13 protein-coding genes are annotated in these 14,546 nt (G+C 39.5%); 8 read left to right on the top strand and 5 right to left on the bottom strand.

Going from position 1 to position 14,546, the window contains the following annotated elements; genetic code table 11:
- Positions 1–8: 8 nt before the first annotated feature.
- Genes BQ5338_RS15695 through aroQ form a run of 3 tightly spaced genes read right to left on the bottom strand, consistent with a single transcriptional unit; the run spans position 9 to position 2,558 of the window.
- A complete protein-coding gene (locus BQ5338_RS15695) occupies positions 9–653 on the bottom strand; it encodes an O-methyltransferase (RefSeq protein WP_071147702.1) in 645 nt (214 codons plus the stop codon).
- Positions 653–2,107, bottom strand: a complete 1,455-nt coding sequence (gene pyk, locus BQ5338_RS15690; RefSeq protein ID WP_071147701.1) for a pyruvate kinase — start codon at positions 2,105–2,107, stop codon at positions 653–655. The genes BQ5338_RS15695 and pyk overlap by 1 nt, the downstream gene beginning before the upstream one ends.
- Positions 2,108–2,138: 31 nt before the next feature.
- Positions 2,139–2,558: a type II 3-dehydroquinate dehydratase gene (aroQ, locus tag BQ5338_RS15685; protein WP_071147700.1), complete on the bottom strand. Its 420-nt coding sequence runs from the start codon at positions 2,556–2,558 to the stop codon at positions 2,139–2,141.
- A gap of 77 nt (positions 2,559–2,635) precedes the next feature.
- Here aroQ and xerD point away from each other — a divergent pair, with 77 nt between their 5' ends.
- The 4 genes from xerD (at position 2,636) to BQ5338_RS15665 (ending at position 8,195) form a co-directional block, all read left to right on the top strand.
- On the top strand, positions 2,636–3,589 hold the full coding sequence (gene xerD / locus BQ5338_RS15680; protein WP_071147699.1) for a site-specific tyrosine recombinase XerD: 954 nt from the start codon (positions 2,636–2,638) through the stop codon (positions 3,587–3,589).
- 201 nt (positions 3,590–3,790) lie between these two features.
- Positions 3,791–5,488: a tetratricopeptide repeat protein gene (locus tag BQ5338_RS15675; RefSeq protein WP_071147698.1), complete on the top strand. Its 1,698-nt coding sequence runs from the start codon at positions 3,791–3,793 to the stop codon at positions 5,486–5,488.
- Between the two features lie 102 nt (positions 5,489–5,590).
- A complete protein-coding gene (locus tag BQ5338_RS15670) occupies positions 5,591–6,610 on the top strand; it encodes a TlpA disulfide reductase family protein (protein ID WP_071147697.1) in 1,020 nt (339 codons plus the stop codon).
- Positions 6,611–6,656: 46 nt separating this feature from the next.
- A complete protein-coding gene (locus tag BQ5338_RS15665; protein WP_071147696.1) occupies positions 6,657–8,195 on the top strand; it encodes a YifB family Mg chelatase-like AAA ATPase in 1,539 nt (512 codons plus the stop codon).
- Between the two features lie 337 nt (positions 8,196–8,532).
- On the opposite strand, the gene BQ5338_RS15660 is transcribed toward BQ5338_RS15665, so the two are convergent.
- A complete protein-coding gene (locus tag BQ5338_RS15660) occupies positions 8,533–9,393 on the bottom strand; it encodes a helix-turn-helix domain-containing protein (protein ID WP_071147695.1) in 861 nt (286 codons plus the stop codon).
- 275 nt (positions 9,394–9,668) lie between these two features.
- Here BQ5338_RS15660 and BQ5338_RS15655 point away from each other — a divergent pair, with 275 nt between their 5' ends.
- From BQ5338_RS15655 to BQ5338_RS15640, 4 genes are all read left to right on the top strand, one after another.
- Positions 9,669–11,306 carry an alpha-L-fucosidase gene (locus BQ5338_RS15655; protein ID WP_071147694.1) on the top strand — a complete coding sequence of 546 codons (1,638 nt, stop codon included), beginning with the start codon at positions 9,669–9,671 and terminating at the stop codon, positions 11,304–11,306.
- A gap of 21 nt (positions 11,307–11,327) precedes the next feature.
- Positions 11,328–11,714 carry an L-rhamnose mutarotase gene (locus tag BQ5338_RS15650; protein WP_071147693.1) on the top strand — a complete coding sequence of 129 codons (387 nt, stop codon included), beginning with the start codon at positions 11,328–11,330 and terminating at the stop codon, positions 11,712–11,714.
- 137 nt (positions 11,715–11,851) lie between these two features.
- The gene (locus BQ5338_RS15645; protein WP_071147692.1) at positions 11,852–12,112 is read left to right on the top strand and encodes a type II toxin-antitoxin system Phd/YefM family antitoxin; all 261 of its coding nucleotides are present in this window, start codon (positions 11,852–11,854) and stop codon (positions 12,110–12,112) included.
- Complete coding sequence (locus BQ5338_RS15640) at positions 12,103–12,375, top strand: Txe/YoeB family addiction module toxin (protein WP_071147691.1); 273 nt, start codon at positions 12,103–12,105, stop codon at positions 12,373–12,375. Before BQ5338_RS15645 ends, BQ5338_RS15640 begins: the two co-directional genes overlap by 10 nt.
- 96 nt (positions 12,376–12,471) lie before the next feature.
- Here the strand turns inward: BQ5338_RS15640 and BQ5338_RS15635 are convergent, their stop codons facing one another.
- Positions 12,472–14,544: an acetate--CoA ligase family protein gene (locus BQ5338_RS15635; RefSeq protein WP_071147690.1), complete on the bottom strand. Its 2,073-nt coding sequence runs from the start codon at positions 14,542–14,544 to the stop codon at positions 12,472–12,474.
- Positions 14,545–14,546: the final 2 nt, after the last annotated feature.

The following is a 14,546-nucleotide window of genomic DNA, read 5'->3' as shown; positions in this document are numbered from 1 at the left end:
TTTGACCCTCAAGCCTTCTTTCGTATGATTGTCAAGCCATCACGTAAAGGAAGGATCACTTTCTCCACTCGCATATCTTTCCCCACATAATCATTAAAAGCCTTGATGCCTATAGTCTGGTAATCATTTGAATTAGGCTCTTCTAGTACATGCCCATCCCACAATGTATTATCGGCAATAATATATCCGCCAGGCAACAAATGAGATAAAGACATCTCGTAATACTCTATATACTTTCGCTTATCGCCATCTAAGAAAGCTAAATCAAAAGTTATTCCCAATTCAGGAACGAGTTCAAGAGCATCTCCTATATAAAATTTTATTTTATCCGCATAAGCTGAATTCTCAAACCATGGGCGGGTAAAATCTTCCTGTTCATCATTAATTTCAAACGTATGTAGAAATCCATTTTCTCCAAGGCCCTCAGCCAGGCAAAGTCCCGAATAGCCACTAAAAGTACCTATTTCAAGAATCTGACGAGGGCGGATCATTTCAACAAACATTTTCAGCATACGCCCCTGCAAATGTCCTGAGGCCATACGAGGGCGCAATAATTTTACGTGCGTATCCCGATAGAGTGCCTTTAAATAATCACTTTCCGGATCTATATGCTCTAATATATACGTTTCTAACGATGCATCCGGAGTCAACATTATCTTTCTACAAATGAAGGTATTAAATAATCTTTCGCTTTTGACAAGACGGTCTTAACCTTATTAATTTCCAAGAAAGAAGTACCACCCCCTTCGCCAAAACTGCCACTAAGGTAAGCTACCATATCACTTTCAGCAAGGCGTCCTTCTTTCAGCAACAATTCAAGAGCCGAGAAGAAATAAGCTTGTGCATTCACCTTCTCTTCCAAATAGATAGGTAGAACGCCATACGACAACGCTAGCAAGCGCATCGTTTTTTCTTTATAGCACATCGCCAAAACAGGATATTTGCCACGAAATGCAGCCAAATTTAGAGCAGTGCGTCCTGTGTAGCTATCCGTAATAATAGCACGAATGTTCATTTTTGAAGTTGCCTTAACAGCCTGCTTAGCAAGAAAAGACGTCACATCAACATTATCAGAATCCAATGGAATACGAATATTATTCTCCTCCAGTTTATCTTTCTCAGCTTGTTCAGCTATTTTAGCCATTGTTTGTACAGCTTCCACAGGATATTTCCCGTAAGCAGTTTCCCCACTTAACATCAGAGCATCCGTACGATAATAAATAGCATTAGCAATATCAGTTACTTCGGCACGTGTGGGACGAGGATTGTTTATCATCGTGTGCAGCATTTGAGTCGCTACAATCACCGGTTTCTTAGCTAAAACACATTTGCGAATTAAGGTGCGTTGGATACCCGGGATTTTTTCCTGAGGAACCTCTATTCCTAAATCTCCACGAGCTACCATCACCCCGTAAGCAACTTCAAGAATTTCATCGATATTATCAACACCTTCTTGGTTTTCTATTTTAGCGATAATTTTAATTTCACTATGGTGCTCATCAAGAATCTGTTGAATATCAAGTACATCTTGTCTATTACGAACAAAAGAATGAGCTATAAAATCGAGATCTTTCTCTATTGCAAAAAGAATATTATTTCTGTCTTTCTCAGTCAAAGAAGGCAAGTTAATACGTACTCCAGGTACATTTACACTCTTACGGCTTCCCAACGTTGCATCATTCTGAACCTCACAAAACAAACACTCGTCAGTTTGTTCCACAATAGAAAGAGCCAAATCTCCATCATCAATAAGAACACTTCCTCCTACATGAACATCTTTAACAAAACCGGTATAAGAAACAGCTATACAATCGCGAGTCGTTTCACGAGACGGATCACCAACAATCTTCACTTTATCACCTATACTATAAGCTATTGGCTCGGCACAAGCAGTTGTTCTCACTTCCGGCCCCTTCGTATCCATCAAGATGGCAATCTTATTCGATACCTTTCTAACATTATTTATAATGCTTTCAATGCCAGCCTTATCAGCATGGGCAGTGTTCAATCGAACAACATTCATCCCTGCATCGTATAACTGCGCAAGAAAATCAACATCACAACGACGATCTGAAATAGATGCAACTATCTTAGTATGCTTTTTCATAAATTCCTTTCAAAAAATGTAATACTTAAATTTATTTCTCTGTTAAAGTCTCAAGGGCCAATCGATAAGAGTTTAGTCCAAAACCGCAAATAACACCTTTACATGCACAAGCTATCATCGAAACATGACGAAAAGCCTCTCTTGCATGTACATTCGAAATATGTACCTCGACAACTGGTGCTGTGACAGAACGGATAGCATCTTGCAAAGCGATGGATGTATGTGTATAAGCTCCGGCATTCAAGATGATGCCATCTACATCAAATCCAACTTCCTGTATCTTATTTATCAGTTCACCCTCTATGTTAGAATGATAATAAGTTATCTCTACATCTTCGTATTTCGCTCGAAGTTCAATCAAATAGTTCTCAAAAGTAACACTTCCATAAATAGTAGGTTCACGTTTGCCTAATAGATTGATATTGGGGCCGTTAATAATTTGTATCCTCATAATACAACCTTACTTAATGTTTTTAATACCTTTGTTGCCAAGAACAATATTTTAAAATGCAAAGGTAGAAAAAAGAAATGATATTAGATGAAGAAAAACGCAAGAACGAGAAAGCTATAATCAAAAAATATCAGCAATATCTGAAATTAGAGAAGTCTCTGTCTAAAAATACGCTAGAAGCATATAACACTGATCTTGAAAAGCTTATGAGCTTTCTATCTTCGGAACGCATTGGCATTCTACAAACCACCACTAACGACCTCGAACAGTTCATCGCTGGTTTGCATGACATAGGTATCCACGCTCGCTCACAAGCACGTATCATTTCGGGCATTAAATCTTTCTTTCGATTTTTAATATTAGAAGACTACATCGACATAGATCCTTCCGAATTAATTGAAGGTCCGCAAATTGGTTTGAAGCTACCAGAGGTGTTATCAATAGAAGAAATTGACGCCATTATCGCCTCTATCGACCTCAGCAAAAACGAAGGACAGAGAAACCGAGCAATTCTAGAAACCCTTTACAGCTGCGGACTGCGAGTCTCTGAATTAACCTCATTAAAAATATCTAACATCTATCTAGAAGATGAATTCATCAAAGTAGAAGGAAAAGGTAGCAAGCAGCGATTAGTACCGATTTCTCAAAAAGCCATTAAAGAAATTAAGTTATATTTCCTTGACAGAAACAAACAAAATATTAAAAAAGGATATGAAGACTTTGTCTTCTTAAGCAGAAGAGGGACCGGATTATCAAGAATTATGATTTTTCACATTATAAAAGAACTTGCTCAAATAGCAGGTATAACAAAAATTATCAGCCCGCACACTTTTAGACATTCATTTGCGACCCACCTACTCGAGGGAGGTGCCAATTTAAGGGCTATACAGAGTATGCTAGGACACGAATCAATCGCTACTACAGAAATATATACTCACATTGATCGAGAGATGTTAAGAAGCGAGATAATAGAGCACCATCCACGTAATATAAAGTATAGAAAAGAAAAGCAGCAACATCCTAAACTATAGGCCGTCGTTCTTTGTTCACAATACAGGTAAAGAACAAAATGAGTGCTTTTTACACTTTGATTATATTAAATTATAATAAAAACGAGGCTACGATTGTCGAAATACGTAAGATTTAATATCTTTGCGTATCTTTCTAGCATGTGCCGTGAAAGCCGATGAATAGACAAAATTTCAATTAGAAACATTTAATTTATATCTAGAATGATTAAGAAGTTGTATTTGCCGTTACTTATGGCTATGATTGTTGCACTCTCATCGTGTAGCAAAAAGATGGGTGAATTGTCATCTGACTATTTCACTACGACCCCCCAGGTTCTGGAAGCAGTAGCTGGTAAAGTTCCCGTAACAATTAACGGAAAATTTCCTGAAAAGTACTTCAATAAGAAGGCTGTAGTAGAAGTAACTCCTGTTTTGAAATGGGAAGGCGGTCAGGTTAAAGGACAGCCTGCAGTATTCCAAGGAGAAAAAGTAGAAGGAAATGACCAAGCTATTTCTTATAAAGCAGGCGGAAGCTATACGATGAAAACATCGTTTGACTATGTTCCTGAAATGGCTAAATCTGAACTATACCTTGAGTTTAATGCAAAGATTGGCAATAAGACGATTGCTATCCCTCCAGTTAAAGTGGCTGATGGTGTCATTTCAACTTCAGAACTTCTTGGTAACACTCTTGGTAGCGCCAACCTTGCTAATGGTGACGACGCTTTCCAACGTATTATCAAAGATGCTCATCAAGCAAACATCATGTTCCTTATCCAACAAGCTAACCTACGCTCTAGCGAATTAAAATCTTTAGGCATTAAAGATTTCAATCAGCAAGTTGCAGACGTAAATGCTGCTGAGAACAAAAAGATCAGCAACATCGAAATTTCAGCTTATGCATCTCCTGATGGTGGCATGGATTTGAACACAGGTTTAGCAGAAAAGCGTGAAGCTAACACTACTAAGTATCTGAACAAAGAACTTAAAAAAGCAAAAGTTGACGCTACAGTTGACGCAAAATACACAGCTGAAGATTGGGACGGATTCCAAGAACTAGTTTCTAAGTCAAACATCCAAGACAAAGAATTAATCCTTCGTGTTCTTTCAATGTACCAAGATCCTGAACAAAGAGAAAGAGAAATCAAAAACATCTCTTCTGTTTACAAAAACTTGGCAGAAGACATTCTTCCTCAATTGAGACGTTCACGTTTAACTTTGAACTACGAAATCATTGGCAAGTCTGATGAAGAAATTGCTAAATTAGCTGCAACTGACGCTAGTCAATTGAACCTTGAAGAACTTCTTTACGCTTCAACCCTAACAAAGGACAACGCTAAGAAAGAAGAAATCTTCACTAAAGCAACGAAACAATTCCCTAACGATTACCGTGCTTACAATAACCTTGGTAATATCGCTTATCAAGCTGGCGACATTACAAAAGCAGAATCATTCTTTAAAAAAGCTGCTAGCATAAAAGATGCTCCTGAAGTAAATATGAATCTTGCTCTTGTTTCTTTGGCCAAAGGCGAAAAAACTACTGCAGAATCTTACTTAGGTAAAGCTGCCGGTACTAAGGAGTTAAGCGAAACAATGGGTAACCTATACGTTGCGCAAGGCCAATACGAAAGAGCAGTAAACTCTTTTGGAGATGCAAAAACAAACAGTGCTGCTTTGGCTCAAATCTTAGCTAAAGACTATAACAAAGCAAAAAGCACTCTTGCTGGTGTTGAAAATCCTGATGCTTACACAGATTACTTAATGGCTATACTAGGTGCAAGAACAAACAATGCATCTATGCTAACAAGCAGTCTTAAGAGTGCAATCAAGAAGGATTCTTCATTAGCTAAGAAAGCTTCTACCGATCTTGAGTTTGCTAAATATTTCACTAACGCTGATTTCTTGAGCGTTATTAAATAAGAAGCCAACTACTAAATTCAATAAAAAAGAGTTGCTTGCCACACAAATGGCAGGCAACTCTTTTTTATTATCCACAAAAGCATTACATTCGCAAAAAAAAGAATGAATAGGATTTGTCTTTTATTTATTGCATCTTTTTGTTTATTCGGATGTCATTCGCATTCAAGTAAAGTCAGTATAAGCGGCGAAATTAAAGGCTTGGGAAACGACACAATCTATCTTTATGGTACAAATGAATTATCCGACCTAATGGATACGATTTATGCAAAAGATGATAAGTTCTCTCACACCCTCTCCATTGATACCGTTACCTCTGCCATGCTATTCATCAACACTCAGACAGCATGTCCTCTCTTTTTAGCAAAAGGAAATAAGATTGAAGTAAAAGGAGATATACAGCATCTAAACCTCCTTGAAGTCAATGGGAACAGCTTTAATAAAGAAATCACGGACTTCCAACGATCAATAAATGGTGAAGGGAAAAAACTATCTGAAAAAATACTGGAAACCAAAGCCGAAGAATTTATTCGCCAACATCATACCTCTTTAGTTAGTCTTTATTTACTCAAGAAATATTTCGTCCAGAAGGCAACCCCTAATTTCAAAAAGATAAAGCAACTTATTGCTCTGATGAACGGACAACTACAAGATGATCCGTACATAGATCAATTGAGTAAATTTATAGTCCGGTACGAGAATACGAATATCGGCAAACCCGCACCATTCTTCAGCGTCAATGATATAAACGGCAAAAGAGTTTCTTTGTCTGATATTAAAGGCAAATATATTCTACTAAACTTTTGGGCTTCGTGGAATGATTCAGGCAAAAAGGAGAACCGTGAGCTACGCAAGATTCACAAAGTTTATGGAAAGAAAGCGAACTTCACCATGCTCGGCATCTCATTAGACCTTGATAAGCAAAGCTGGAAAAAAACCGTGAAAAATGACACACTAAACTGGCAACAACTTTGTGATTTCTCCGGATGGGAATCGCCCGTAATCAAACAATACTCCATAGAAAGCTTACCAAACTATTACCTTATTGCCCCTGACGGCAAGATTGTAGCAAGGGAACAAAAATGTGAAGCAATAAAACTGAAACTACAAGAGATCGTCAAATAACACGTTCCCTCTGTTATACATAAAAGTCCAACAAAACTACTAGCTAATGCTTGTTAAATTATTCGGTGCGGCCGTTCAAGGCATAGAAGCCACCGTCATTACTATCGAGGTCAACTGCTCTCGAGGCTGCATGTTCTATCTTGTCGGCCTACCCGATTCAGCCGTTAAAGAGAGCCATCAACGCATCATTTCCGCCCTACAGGTAACCGGATACAAAATGCCCACAAGCAATATTGTGATCAATATGGCTCCGGCCGATATCCGCAAAGAAGGTTCTGCCTACGATTTACCACTAGCCATCGGCATGCTTGCCGCAAGTGAAACCATTGCCTGCGATAAACTTTCTCAGTATGTAATAATGGGGGAACTTAGCCTTGATGGGAGTATTCAGCCCATCAAAGGAGCTTTGCCTATTGCCATAAAAGCAAGGGAAGAAAAGCTGGAAGGTATCATCGTTCCTCTACAAAATGCCCGCGAGGCAGCAGTGGTAAATAACCTGAAAGTATTTGGTGTCAGCAATATTAAAGAAGTCATTGAATTCTTTAATGGCGAACTGAACTTAGAACCCATAACCGTCGACACGCGAGAAGAGTTTTACGCACAGCAAACCATCTTTGACTCTGACTTCTGCGATGTAAAAGGTCAGGAAAATGTAAAACGAGCGCTCGAAGTAGCAGCAGCGGGAGGGCACAATATTATTATGATAGGAGCTCCCGGAAGCGGTAAATCAATGATGAGCAAACGATTGCCATCCATTCTACCGCCTCTTTCGCTCAATGAGAGTCTGGAAACCACCAAAATTCACTCTGTGGCCGGTAAACTTAGCCGTAACTCCTCACTGATCTCCAAACGTCCTTTTCGCGATCCACATCACACCATCTCTCAAGTAGCCATGGTGGGCGGAGGCAGCTTTCCTCAACCCGGAGAAATTAGTCTGGCTCACAACGGCGTACTCTTTCTAGATGAACTACCGGAATTCAACCGAAGCGTGCTCGAAGTACTGCGTCAACCACTTGAAGATAGAAAGATTACCATTTCCCGGTCTCGATGTAGCATTGAATACCCTGCCAGCTTCATGCTCGTAGCTTCTATGAATCCGTGCCCTTGCGGATACTATAACCATCCCACAAAAGCATGTGTTTGCAGTCCGGGACAGGTTCAGAAATATCTCAATAAAATCTCCGGACCGCTACTCGACCGCATTGATATACAGATAGAAATTATACCTGTGCCCTTTGATAAAATGTCTGATGCCCGCCAAGGAGAAGCCAGCAGTGCCATACGAGAAAGGGTTATTAAAGCAAGAAAGATACAAGAAGAGCGTTTTAGTTCCTATTCCGGCATTCACAGCAATGCACAAATGACAAGCAGACTCCTAGCTACGTATGCCCAACTCGATGAGAAAGGGCTCAATCTCTTGAAGCAAGCCATGAACCGTCTAAACCTATCGGCTCGGGCATACGACAGAATTCTAAAAGTATCACGCACCATTGCCGATTTAGAAGGAAGCGAAAATATCTTGCCTTCGCATCTTGCCGAAGCTATTGGTTATCGCAACCTCGATCGGGAAAACTGGGCTGGATAAGCCCACTAAATCATCTTCCTCTTTTCAATAACAGAAAAAATATTGAGATAAATAAGAGCAGCTACTTTATTCATTGAATAAGGCAACAACTCCCATTGCCTAAAGCACTAAATCACATACATTAAGAGATTTGCACGAAAATAATAGTTAGTCACGCAATTGAAGTACCATGATCACACAGTTGCGTGACCATGGTCACACGTATGCAGGACAATAGTCACACAGCTGTGTGACCAAGAAACCTATAAACAACAATCACTTAGTCTATCAATAAACAGCCCTTAATAGAGCTATTCTGACGACTTAGCCAACACAACAAAGCTTTATTTAATGGAGATCAAACGTATGGAGGCTTTTTATATTCACTAGGGGTTACTCCTGTTACACTTTTGAACAGCTTATTGAAATAAGAAATATTATTAAAAGCCAGATTATAAGCTATTTCTTTTATAGGTAAATCATCGATAATAAGCATCACCTGAGCCCTTTCTATCTTTTTTTGATTTATATATTGTATTGGAGTGCATTTCATTTCTTTTTTAAAAAGCTTTATAAAGTGATCATCAGTAAGAAAACAGAGACCAGATAATTGCCCAATAGTGATCGTCTTATTTATATTCTTCCGAATATAAATAAGAACTCTTAAGAGCCTATTATCAGTGATTTCAAGTCTCATCTCAGCCGTCTTTAAGAATCTGGAGAAGAGCTGTTGCAAAATGCCTTTCGTTTCTATTATTAGATAGTAAGGTAACTGTTGATTCTCTGATATATTTCTCAATAACGTTTGCGAATTATCATAAAGAGAAGGATCATAGAGTTTTAGTGCACGATTCGGATTAATTTTTAATAAACGTTTAATCAACAACACATCTGTATCAGTAACCTCTACTTCAACGGGAAAGTTGAGTTGTTCAACAAGACTGGGAGTTTCAGTCTGTTCTTCGTAAATATGGATATAATACAGTGAAAAGTATCCGTCACAGACGTAGCTATGGAGAGTAAAAGATGGAATTAAGTACAGATGATTAGGCACTAAATTATAAATTCCGCCAGGTAAAATGATTTTAGCTGCACCATCTTCTACCCAATAGAGTCTTGTAAATGGGCTACTTACCTTGCTCCAGTTCCAATCGGCATTATGAATAGCATGCCCAATATTTAGCAAAGTGAAATTTAAGTATTCTTTCTCTTTAACCATTGGTGTTTTTCGTTATCTATTGAAGCGAAGATAAACTAATAATTCTAAGAACAGCACTAATCACGATAAAAACCTTGAAATAGCATTATTCTTTATCGAAATAAGAACAGTTCTATTGAGCCATACAATACTCATTAATAATGAGTTAACAATCATCGATAATTTTTATAAAGACACGAATAACGATATTGTGTTATAATCTATCGAGATAGTGTAATAGTGATAAACTCATAACGGCTAACTTTGTAGATAGGAAAGCACCAAAAACATTACTTATGAGAAAGATATTATTTGTAGCCTTATTTATGACTTCATTCGGGCAAATCAGCATTGCCCAAGAAAGAGAACAGTCAACCACTTCTGCCGCAGAGCCTATGCAAACGGGGCAGTTTGAAGCAACATGGAAATCCTTAGAACAATATCAAGTGCCCGAGTGGTACCGTAATGCAAAATTTGGGATATGGGCTCATTGGGGACCACAATGCCAACCCGAGCAAGGAGATTGGTTTGCCCGTTCAATGTATATAGAAGGCAGTTCCAACTATAACTGGTTCGTCAAGAACTACGGACACCCTTCAAAATTTGGGTTTAAAGACATTATTCATGATTGGAAAGCCGAGAAATGGGATCCCGAGAAATTAGTCAAGCTCTACAAACGGGCAGGCGCACAGTATTTTTTTGCCATGGGTAATCATCATGATAATTTCGATCTATGGGACAGTAAATATCATCAATGGAACTCAACCAAAATAGGTCCTAAAAAAGACATCCTCGAAGGCTGGGCTAAAGCAGCCAAACATAACAAATTACCATTCGGAGTCAGTATCCATGCCTCTCATGCCTGGACGTGGTATGAAACATCTCAAGGAGCAGACAAACAAGGACCGTACGCCGGAATTCCTTATGATGGAAAACTCACAAAAGAAGATGGAGCAGGGAAATGGTGGGAAGGATTAGATCCTCAGGAACTATATGCACAAAATCATCCTTTAAGTAAAGGGAGCGAAAATACAGGTACGATCCATTCTCAATGGAACTGGGGAAATGGTGTATCAGTTCCTAGCAAAGAGTATTGCGATAATTTCTACAACAGGACTGTTGATATGATCAATAAATACAAGCCCGATTTACTCTATTTTGATGATACAGCTCTTCCATTATGGCCTATTAGTGACGCCGGGCTTCGCATTGCTGCACATTTCTACAATAGAAACATAAAAAGAAAGGGGAAGCTAGATGCCGTCATTTTTGGAAAGATTCTAACAGAAGAGCAAAAGGAATGTTTGGTTTGGGATGTTGAACGAGGTGCTCCCGACAAAACACAAGAAAAACCTTGGCAGACATGTACCTGTATCGGAGATTGGCATTATAATCGTTCCGTATACGACAATAATAGATACAAATCAGCCAAAACAGTTATACAAATGCTTGCAGATATAGTCAGTAAAAACGGTAATCTCTTGCTGAATATTCCTGTACGTGGAGATGGAAGTATTGATGAAAAGGAAGTAGCTGTTTTAGAAGGAATAGGGAGATGGATGGATGTAAATAAAGAATGCATATTTGATACAAGACCCTGGACAATATTTGGAGAAGGCCCCGATGCCGAAAAATTAAATCCAATGCAAGCTCAAGGTTTTAATGAGGGAAAAAGCAAATATACTTCGAAAGATATTCGCTTCACTCAGAAAGGAAAAACATTATATGCCATCGTTATGGGATGGCCTGAAGATGGTAAAATTGTGATTAAGTCATTGGCTACAGACTCCCCTAATTATGAAAAAGAAATAAAGAAAGTAGAGTTATTAGGAAGCGGAAAAGTCTTATTCACTCGTGATAATAGCGGATTAAACATTATCCTCCCAAAGCAAAAGCCAAACGATATAGCATTGGTTCTGAAAATTAACAACTAGGATAAACATGCTTCAATAACTATGAATACAAAAGAAACAGGATATCGGGCTCAGGAATACCATGAGCCCACAAAACGATATTGCCAGACTCTTGATCTAAAAGATTCTCCCGAACTAATTGATGAATATATCAAGAGACACAGCAGGGCCCAACATTGGTCCGAGATAAGAGAAGGTATCAGACAAGTGGGAATTCTTGAAATGGAAATATATCTATTAGGAGCTCACTTGTTTATGGTCGTTGAAACACCACTCGATTTTGAATGGGAATCGGCCATGAAGAAGCTGGCAACTCTACCCCGTCAGGCAGAATGGGAAGAGTATATGTCTGTTTTCCAAGTATCCGATCCCAAGGCGACCTCATCTGAAAAGTGGAAACTCATGGATAGAATATTTCATTTATACTAAATCAATGCAATCCACAAAAGAGTATTAAACTTAAAGCATTGCATCCTCCAGCCTTTTTCGTATTATAAAAAATAACCTCCAAACATTATCAAGTACAACATAAAGTACCTATATTTGTACTAATAAAAAAGAAGGTTATGAGAACAACAAATTATTCAGAACTAAGAAATAACCTCAAGAGCTATCTTGATGGGGTTATAAACGATAGTGAACCGCTAATTGTACACCGTTCGGGGAATGAAAGCGTAGTCGTTATCTCTTTGGAAGAATACAATTCCATTAAAGAAACCGAATACATTATGAAATCCCCTGCCATGATGGATATTATACGAAAAGGGGATGAAGAAATAAAAAATGGCGGCGGAACATCTGTAGACATTGACGACTTATGGAAATAAAACTTCTTGAGCAGGCTAAGATAGACCTCGAATATTGGAAGAAGATAGGGAATAAGCCCATCATGAATAAGATAACGATTTTACTCAAAGATATCTCGGAACACCCATATACAGGAATTGGGAAACCAGAGCCTCTGAAATATGAGCTTGCAGGAAAATGGTCAAGGCGTATTAATTCTGAGCATCGAATCATTTACTCTGTCAGTGAAGATACAATTGAAATCTATGTATTCTCAATGAGATTCCACTATTCTAGAAAATGATAAAGATAAGTTTCTTCCTTTAGGTTACACGCCCCCGCAAACAGTTCATTTCGTTAGCGCCTCGATAGATCACTTATAATCTAAAAGCACTACGGCCTAACCTAAATTTCCCTTTTCAATCCTTATACGGGCATCTACAGCCACTACATTCTTTTCCGTAGCAAGAAGTGGATTAATATCCATCTCTTTTATCTCCGTAGCGAAGCGTAGTAAAGTAGATAGCCGAACAATTATTTCGGCAAACTTATCTTCATTCACCCCTTTCTGTCCACGGGTTCCCTGAATAATCTTATAGGCACGTAGAGAATGAATCATAGAATAAGCCTCTTCGTAAGAAAGTGGAGCCAGGCCGGAAGATACATCTTTCAACACCTCCACAAAGATGCCACCCAACCCGCAAAGCACTACATGACCGAACTTCTCTTCGTATTTAGCTCCAATAAACAGTTCTGTTCCTTTCAACATTGGTTGCACCATCACAGCTTTGGCATCCGGAATGTTCATCATCCGATCAAATTCCAAAGCCAAATGCTCTTCGCTCTTCACATTTAATGCTACTCCTCCTACATCCGACTTATGAACCGGGCCAACCACCTTTACCACAACCGGAAATCCACAGCGACGAGCAAAACCGAGTACCTCTTGCTTCTGATTAGACACAAATTCGTCGACAATAGAGATGCCGGCCGCACGCAGCAGAGCCTGAACATAATGCGGTTCAATATATCCATCCGAAGGTATAGAATCAATGATCCGACGGATAGCGGGTACATTTACACCATACAATTCAGCCTTATTGGCGGCAGGTTTTGGCACATTCATAATGCGCGACAAGGCTGTACCGAGCGTTACCTCATCAGCAAAGTTCACGTGCCCTTTTTGCAAGAACTCTTCTACCTCTTTCCCCGCCGTATGAATAGAAGGCAGCACCGGGAAAACAGGTTTCTTGCAGTGCAACATCTTTTGATGCAACATATCATACATCTCAAACATCGTCACCAATCCCGGCGTTCCAAAGATAGCCATGATCGCATCTATATTCTCAAATTTATTTTCGCAATAGTCTATTGCTATTTCAAGATGCTGCGGTGTTCCTGTAGCCAACACATCTATAGGGTTAGCAACAGACGCACCCGGAAGAAGCTTACTTTTGAGTTCATCCACCATCGGCCCCTCAAGCTTTGGCACATTCAAGCCCCCCTTTGAGAGAGCATCCGTCAGCATCACACCAGGGCCTCCGGCATGCGTCACAATCGCAAAATTCTTTCCTTTAAGTTCAGGAAGAGTAAACACACAACCTACAGTAGTGAGTTCTTCACGAGAGTAACAACGCACAATACCCGCTTTGCGAAACAAAGCCTCCACAGCAGAATCAGGACTTGCAATAGCTCCCGTATGTGAAGAAGCGGCGCGACTGCCACTCTCCGAACTTCCTGCTTTTATAGCTGCAATACGACACCCCTTCCCTATCAACGAAGAAGCATGAAGCAACAACCTGTCCGGATCTTTAATACTTTCGATATAAATGAGCTTGATGCGAGAATCCTTTTCTGCATCAAATGTTTCGTCTAAATATTGTAGTACATCCTCCACTCCAATCTGCTTGGCATTACCCACCGACCAGACAGAATTAAACTGAAGTCCCTTCACCATTGCCGATTCCATGATAAATACCGCCGTAGCACCCGAACTTGAGATCAGGTCGACTCCTTTGGGATTCAAATTGGGTATCGGTTGCGTAAAAACACTGTGATGCCAAGTGTTAAGCACACCAATGCAGTTCGGCCCGATAAGCGAAGCACCATATTTATTTACAATTTCCAAAATACGATCTTCCAACAGAGCACCTTCATGGGTTTCCTCTCCAAATCCCGCTGAAAGAATAATAAACGCACGTGTTTGTTTCTGTGCAGCCAGTATCTCGACTGCATCCGGACACAGAGCGGCCGAAATAGCCAGGATAGCCAAATCAGTATCAGGTATATCTGCCACAGAAGCAAAAGAACGTATTCCCTGCACCTCCGTTTCTTTGGGGTTCACAGCCCTCAGTTCCCCTTTATACCCTCCCTGAATAAGGTTCCTTAAAATTGCCCCACCAGGTTTGTGTGTATTGTTTGACGCCCCCACCACTATAATACTTTGGGGTTGCATTAACTGACTTGTTATCATCT

This window comes from Bacteroides ihuae, assembly GCF_900104585.1.
GTDB classification, from domain to species: domain Bacteria; phylum Bacteroidota; class Bacteroidia; order Bacteroidales; family Bacteroidaceae; genus Bacteroides; species Bacteroides ihuae.
Note: the sequence above shows the minus strand (reverse complement) of the source record. Positions and strands in the feature narration are given on the sequence as shown.

Coding starts and splice junctions, on each gene's coding strand:
- BQ5338_RS15695 (WP_071147702.1), bottom strand. CDS start 653: ATGTTGACTCCGGATGCATCGTTAGAAACGTATATATTAGAGCATATA.
- pyk (WP_071147701.1), bottom strand. CDS start 2,107: ATGAAAAAGCATACTAAGATAGTTGCATCTATTTCAGATCGTCGTTGT.
- aroQ (WP_071147700.1), bottom strand. CDS start 2,558: ATGAGGATACAAATTATTAACGGCCCCAATATCAATCTATTAGGCAAA.
- xerD (WP_071147699.1), top strand. CDS start 2,636: ATGATATTAGATGAAGAAAAACGCAAGAACGAGAAAGCTATAATCAAA.
- BQ5338_RS15675 (WP_071147698.1), top strand. CDS start 3,791: ATGATTAAGAAGTTGTATTTGCCGTTACTTATGGCTATGATTGTTGCA.
- BQ5338_RS15670 (WP_071147697.1), top strand. CDS start 5,591: ATGAATAGGATTTGTCTTTTATTTATTGCATCTTTTTGTTTATTCGGA.
- BQ5338_RS15665 (WP_071147696.1), top strand. CDS start 6,657: ATGCTTGTTAAATTATTCGGTGCGGCCGTTCAAGGCATAGAAGCCACC.
- BQ5338_RS15660 (WP_071147695.1), bottom strand. CDS start 9,393: ATGGTTAAAGAGAAAGAATACTTAAATTTCACTTTGCTAAATATTGGG.
- BQ5338_RS15655 (WP_071147694.1), top strand. CDS start 9,669: ATGAGAAAGATATTATTTGTAGCCTTATTTATGACTTCATTCGGGCAA.
- BQ5338_RS15650 (WP_071147693.1), top strand. CDS start 11,328: ATGAATACAAAAGAAACAGGATATCGGGCTCAGGAATACCATGAGCCC.
- BQ5338_RS15645 (WP_071147692.1), top strand. CDS start 11,852: ATGAGAACAACAAATTATTCAGAACTAAGAAATAACCTCAAGAGCTAT.
- BQ5338_RS15640 (WP_071147691.1), top strand. CDS start 12,103: ATGGAAATAAAACTTCTTGAGCAGGCTAAGATAGACCTCGAATATTGG.
- BQ5338_RS15635 (WP_071147690.1), bottom strand. CDS start 14,544: ATGATAACAAGTCAGTTAATGCAACCCCAAAGTATTATAGTGGTGGGG.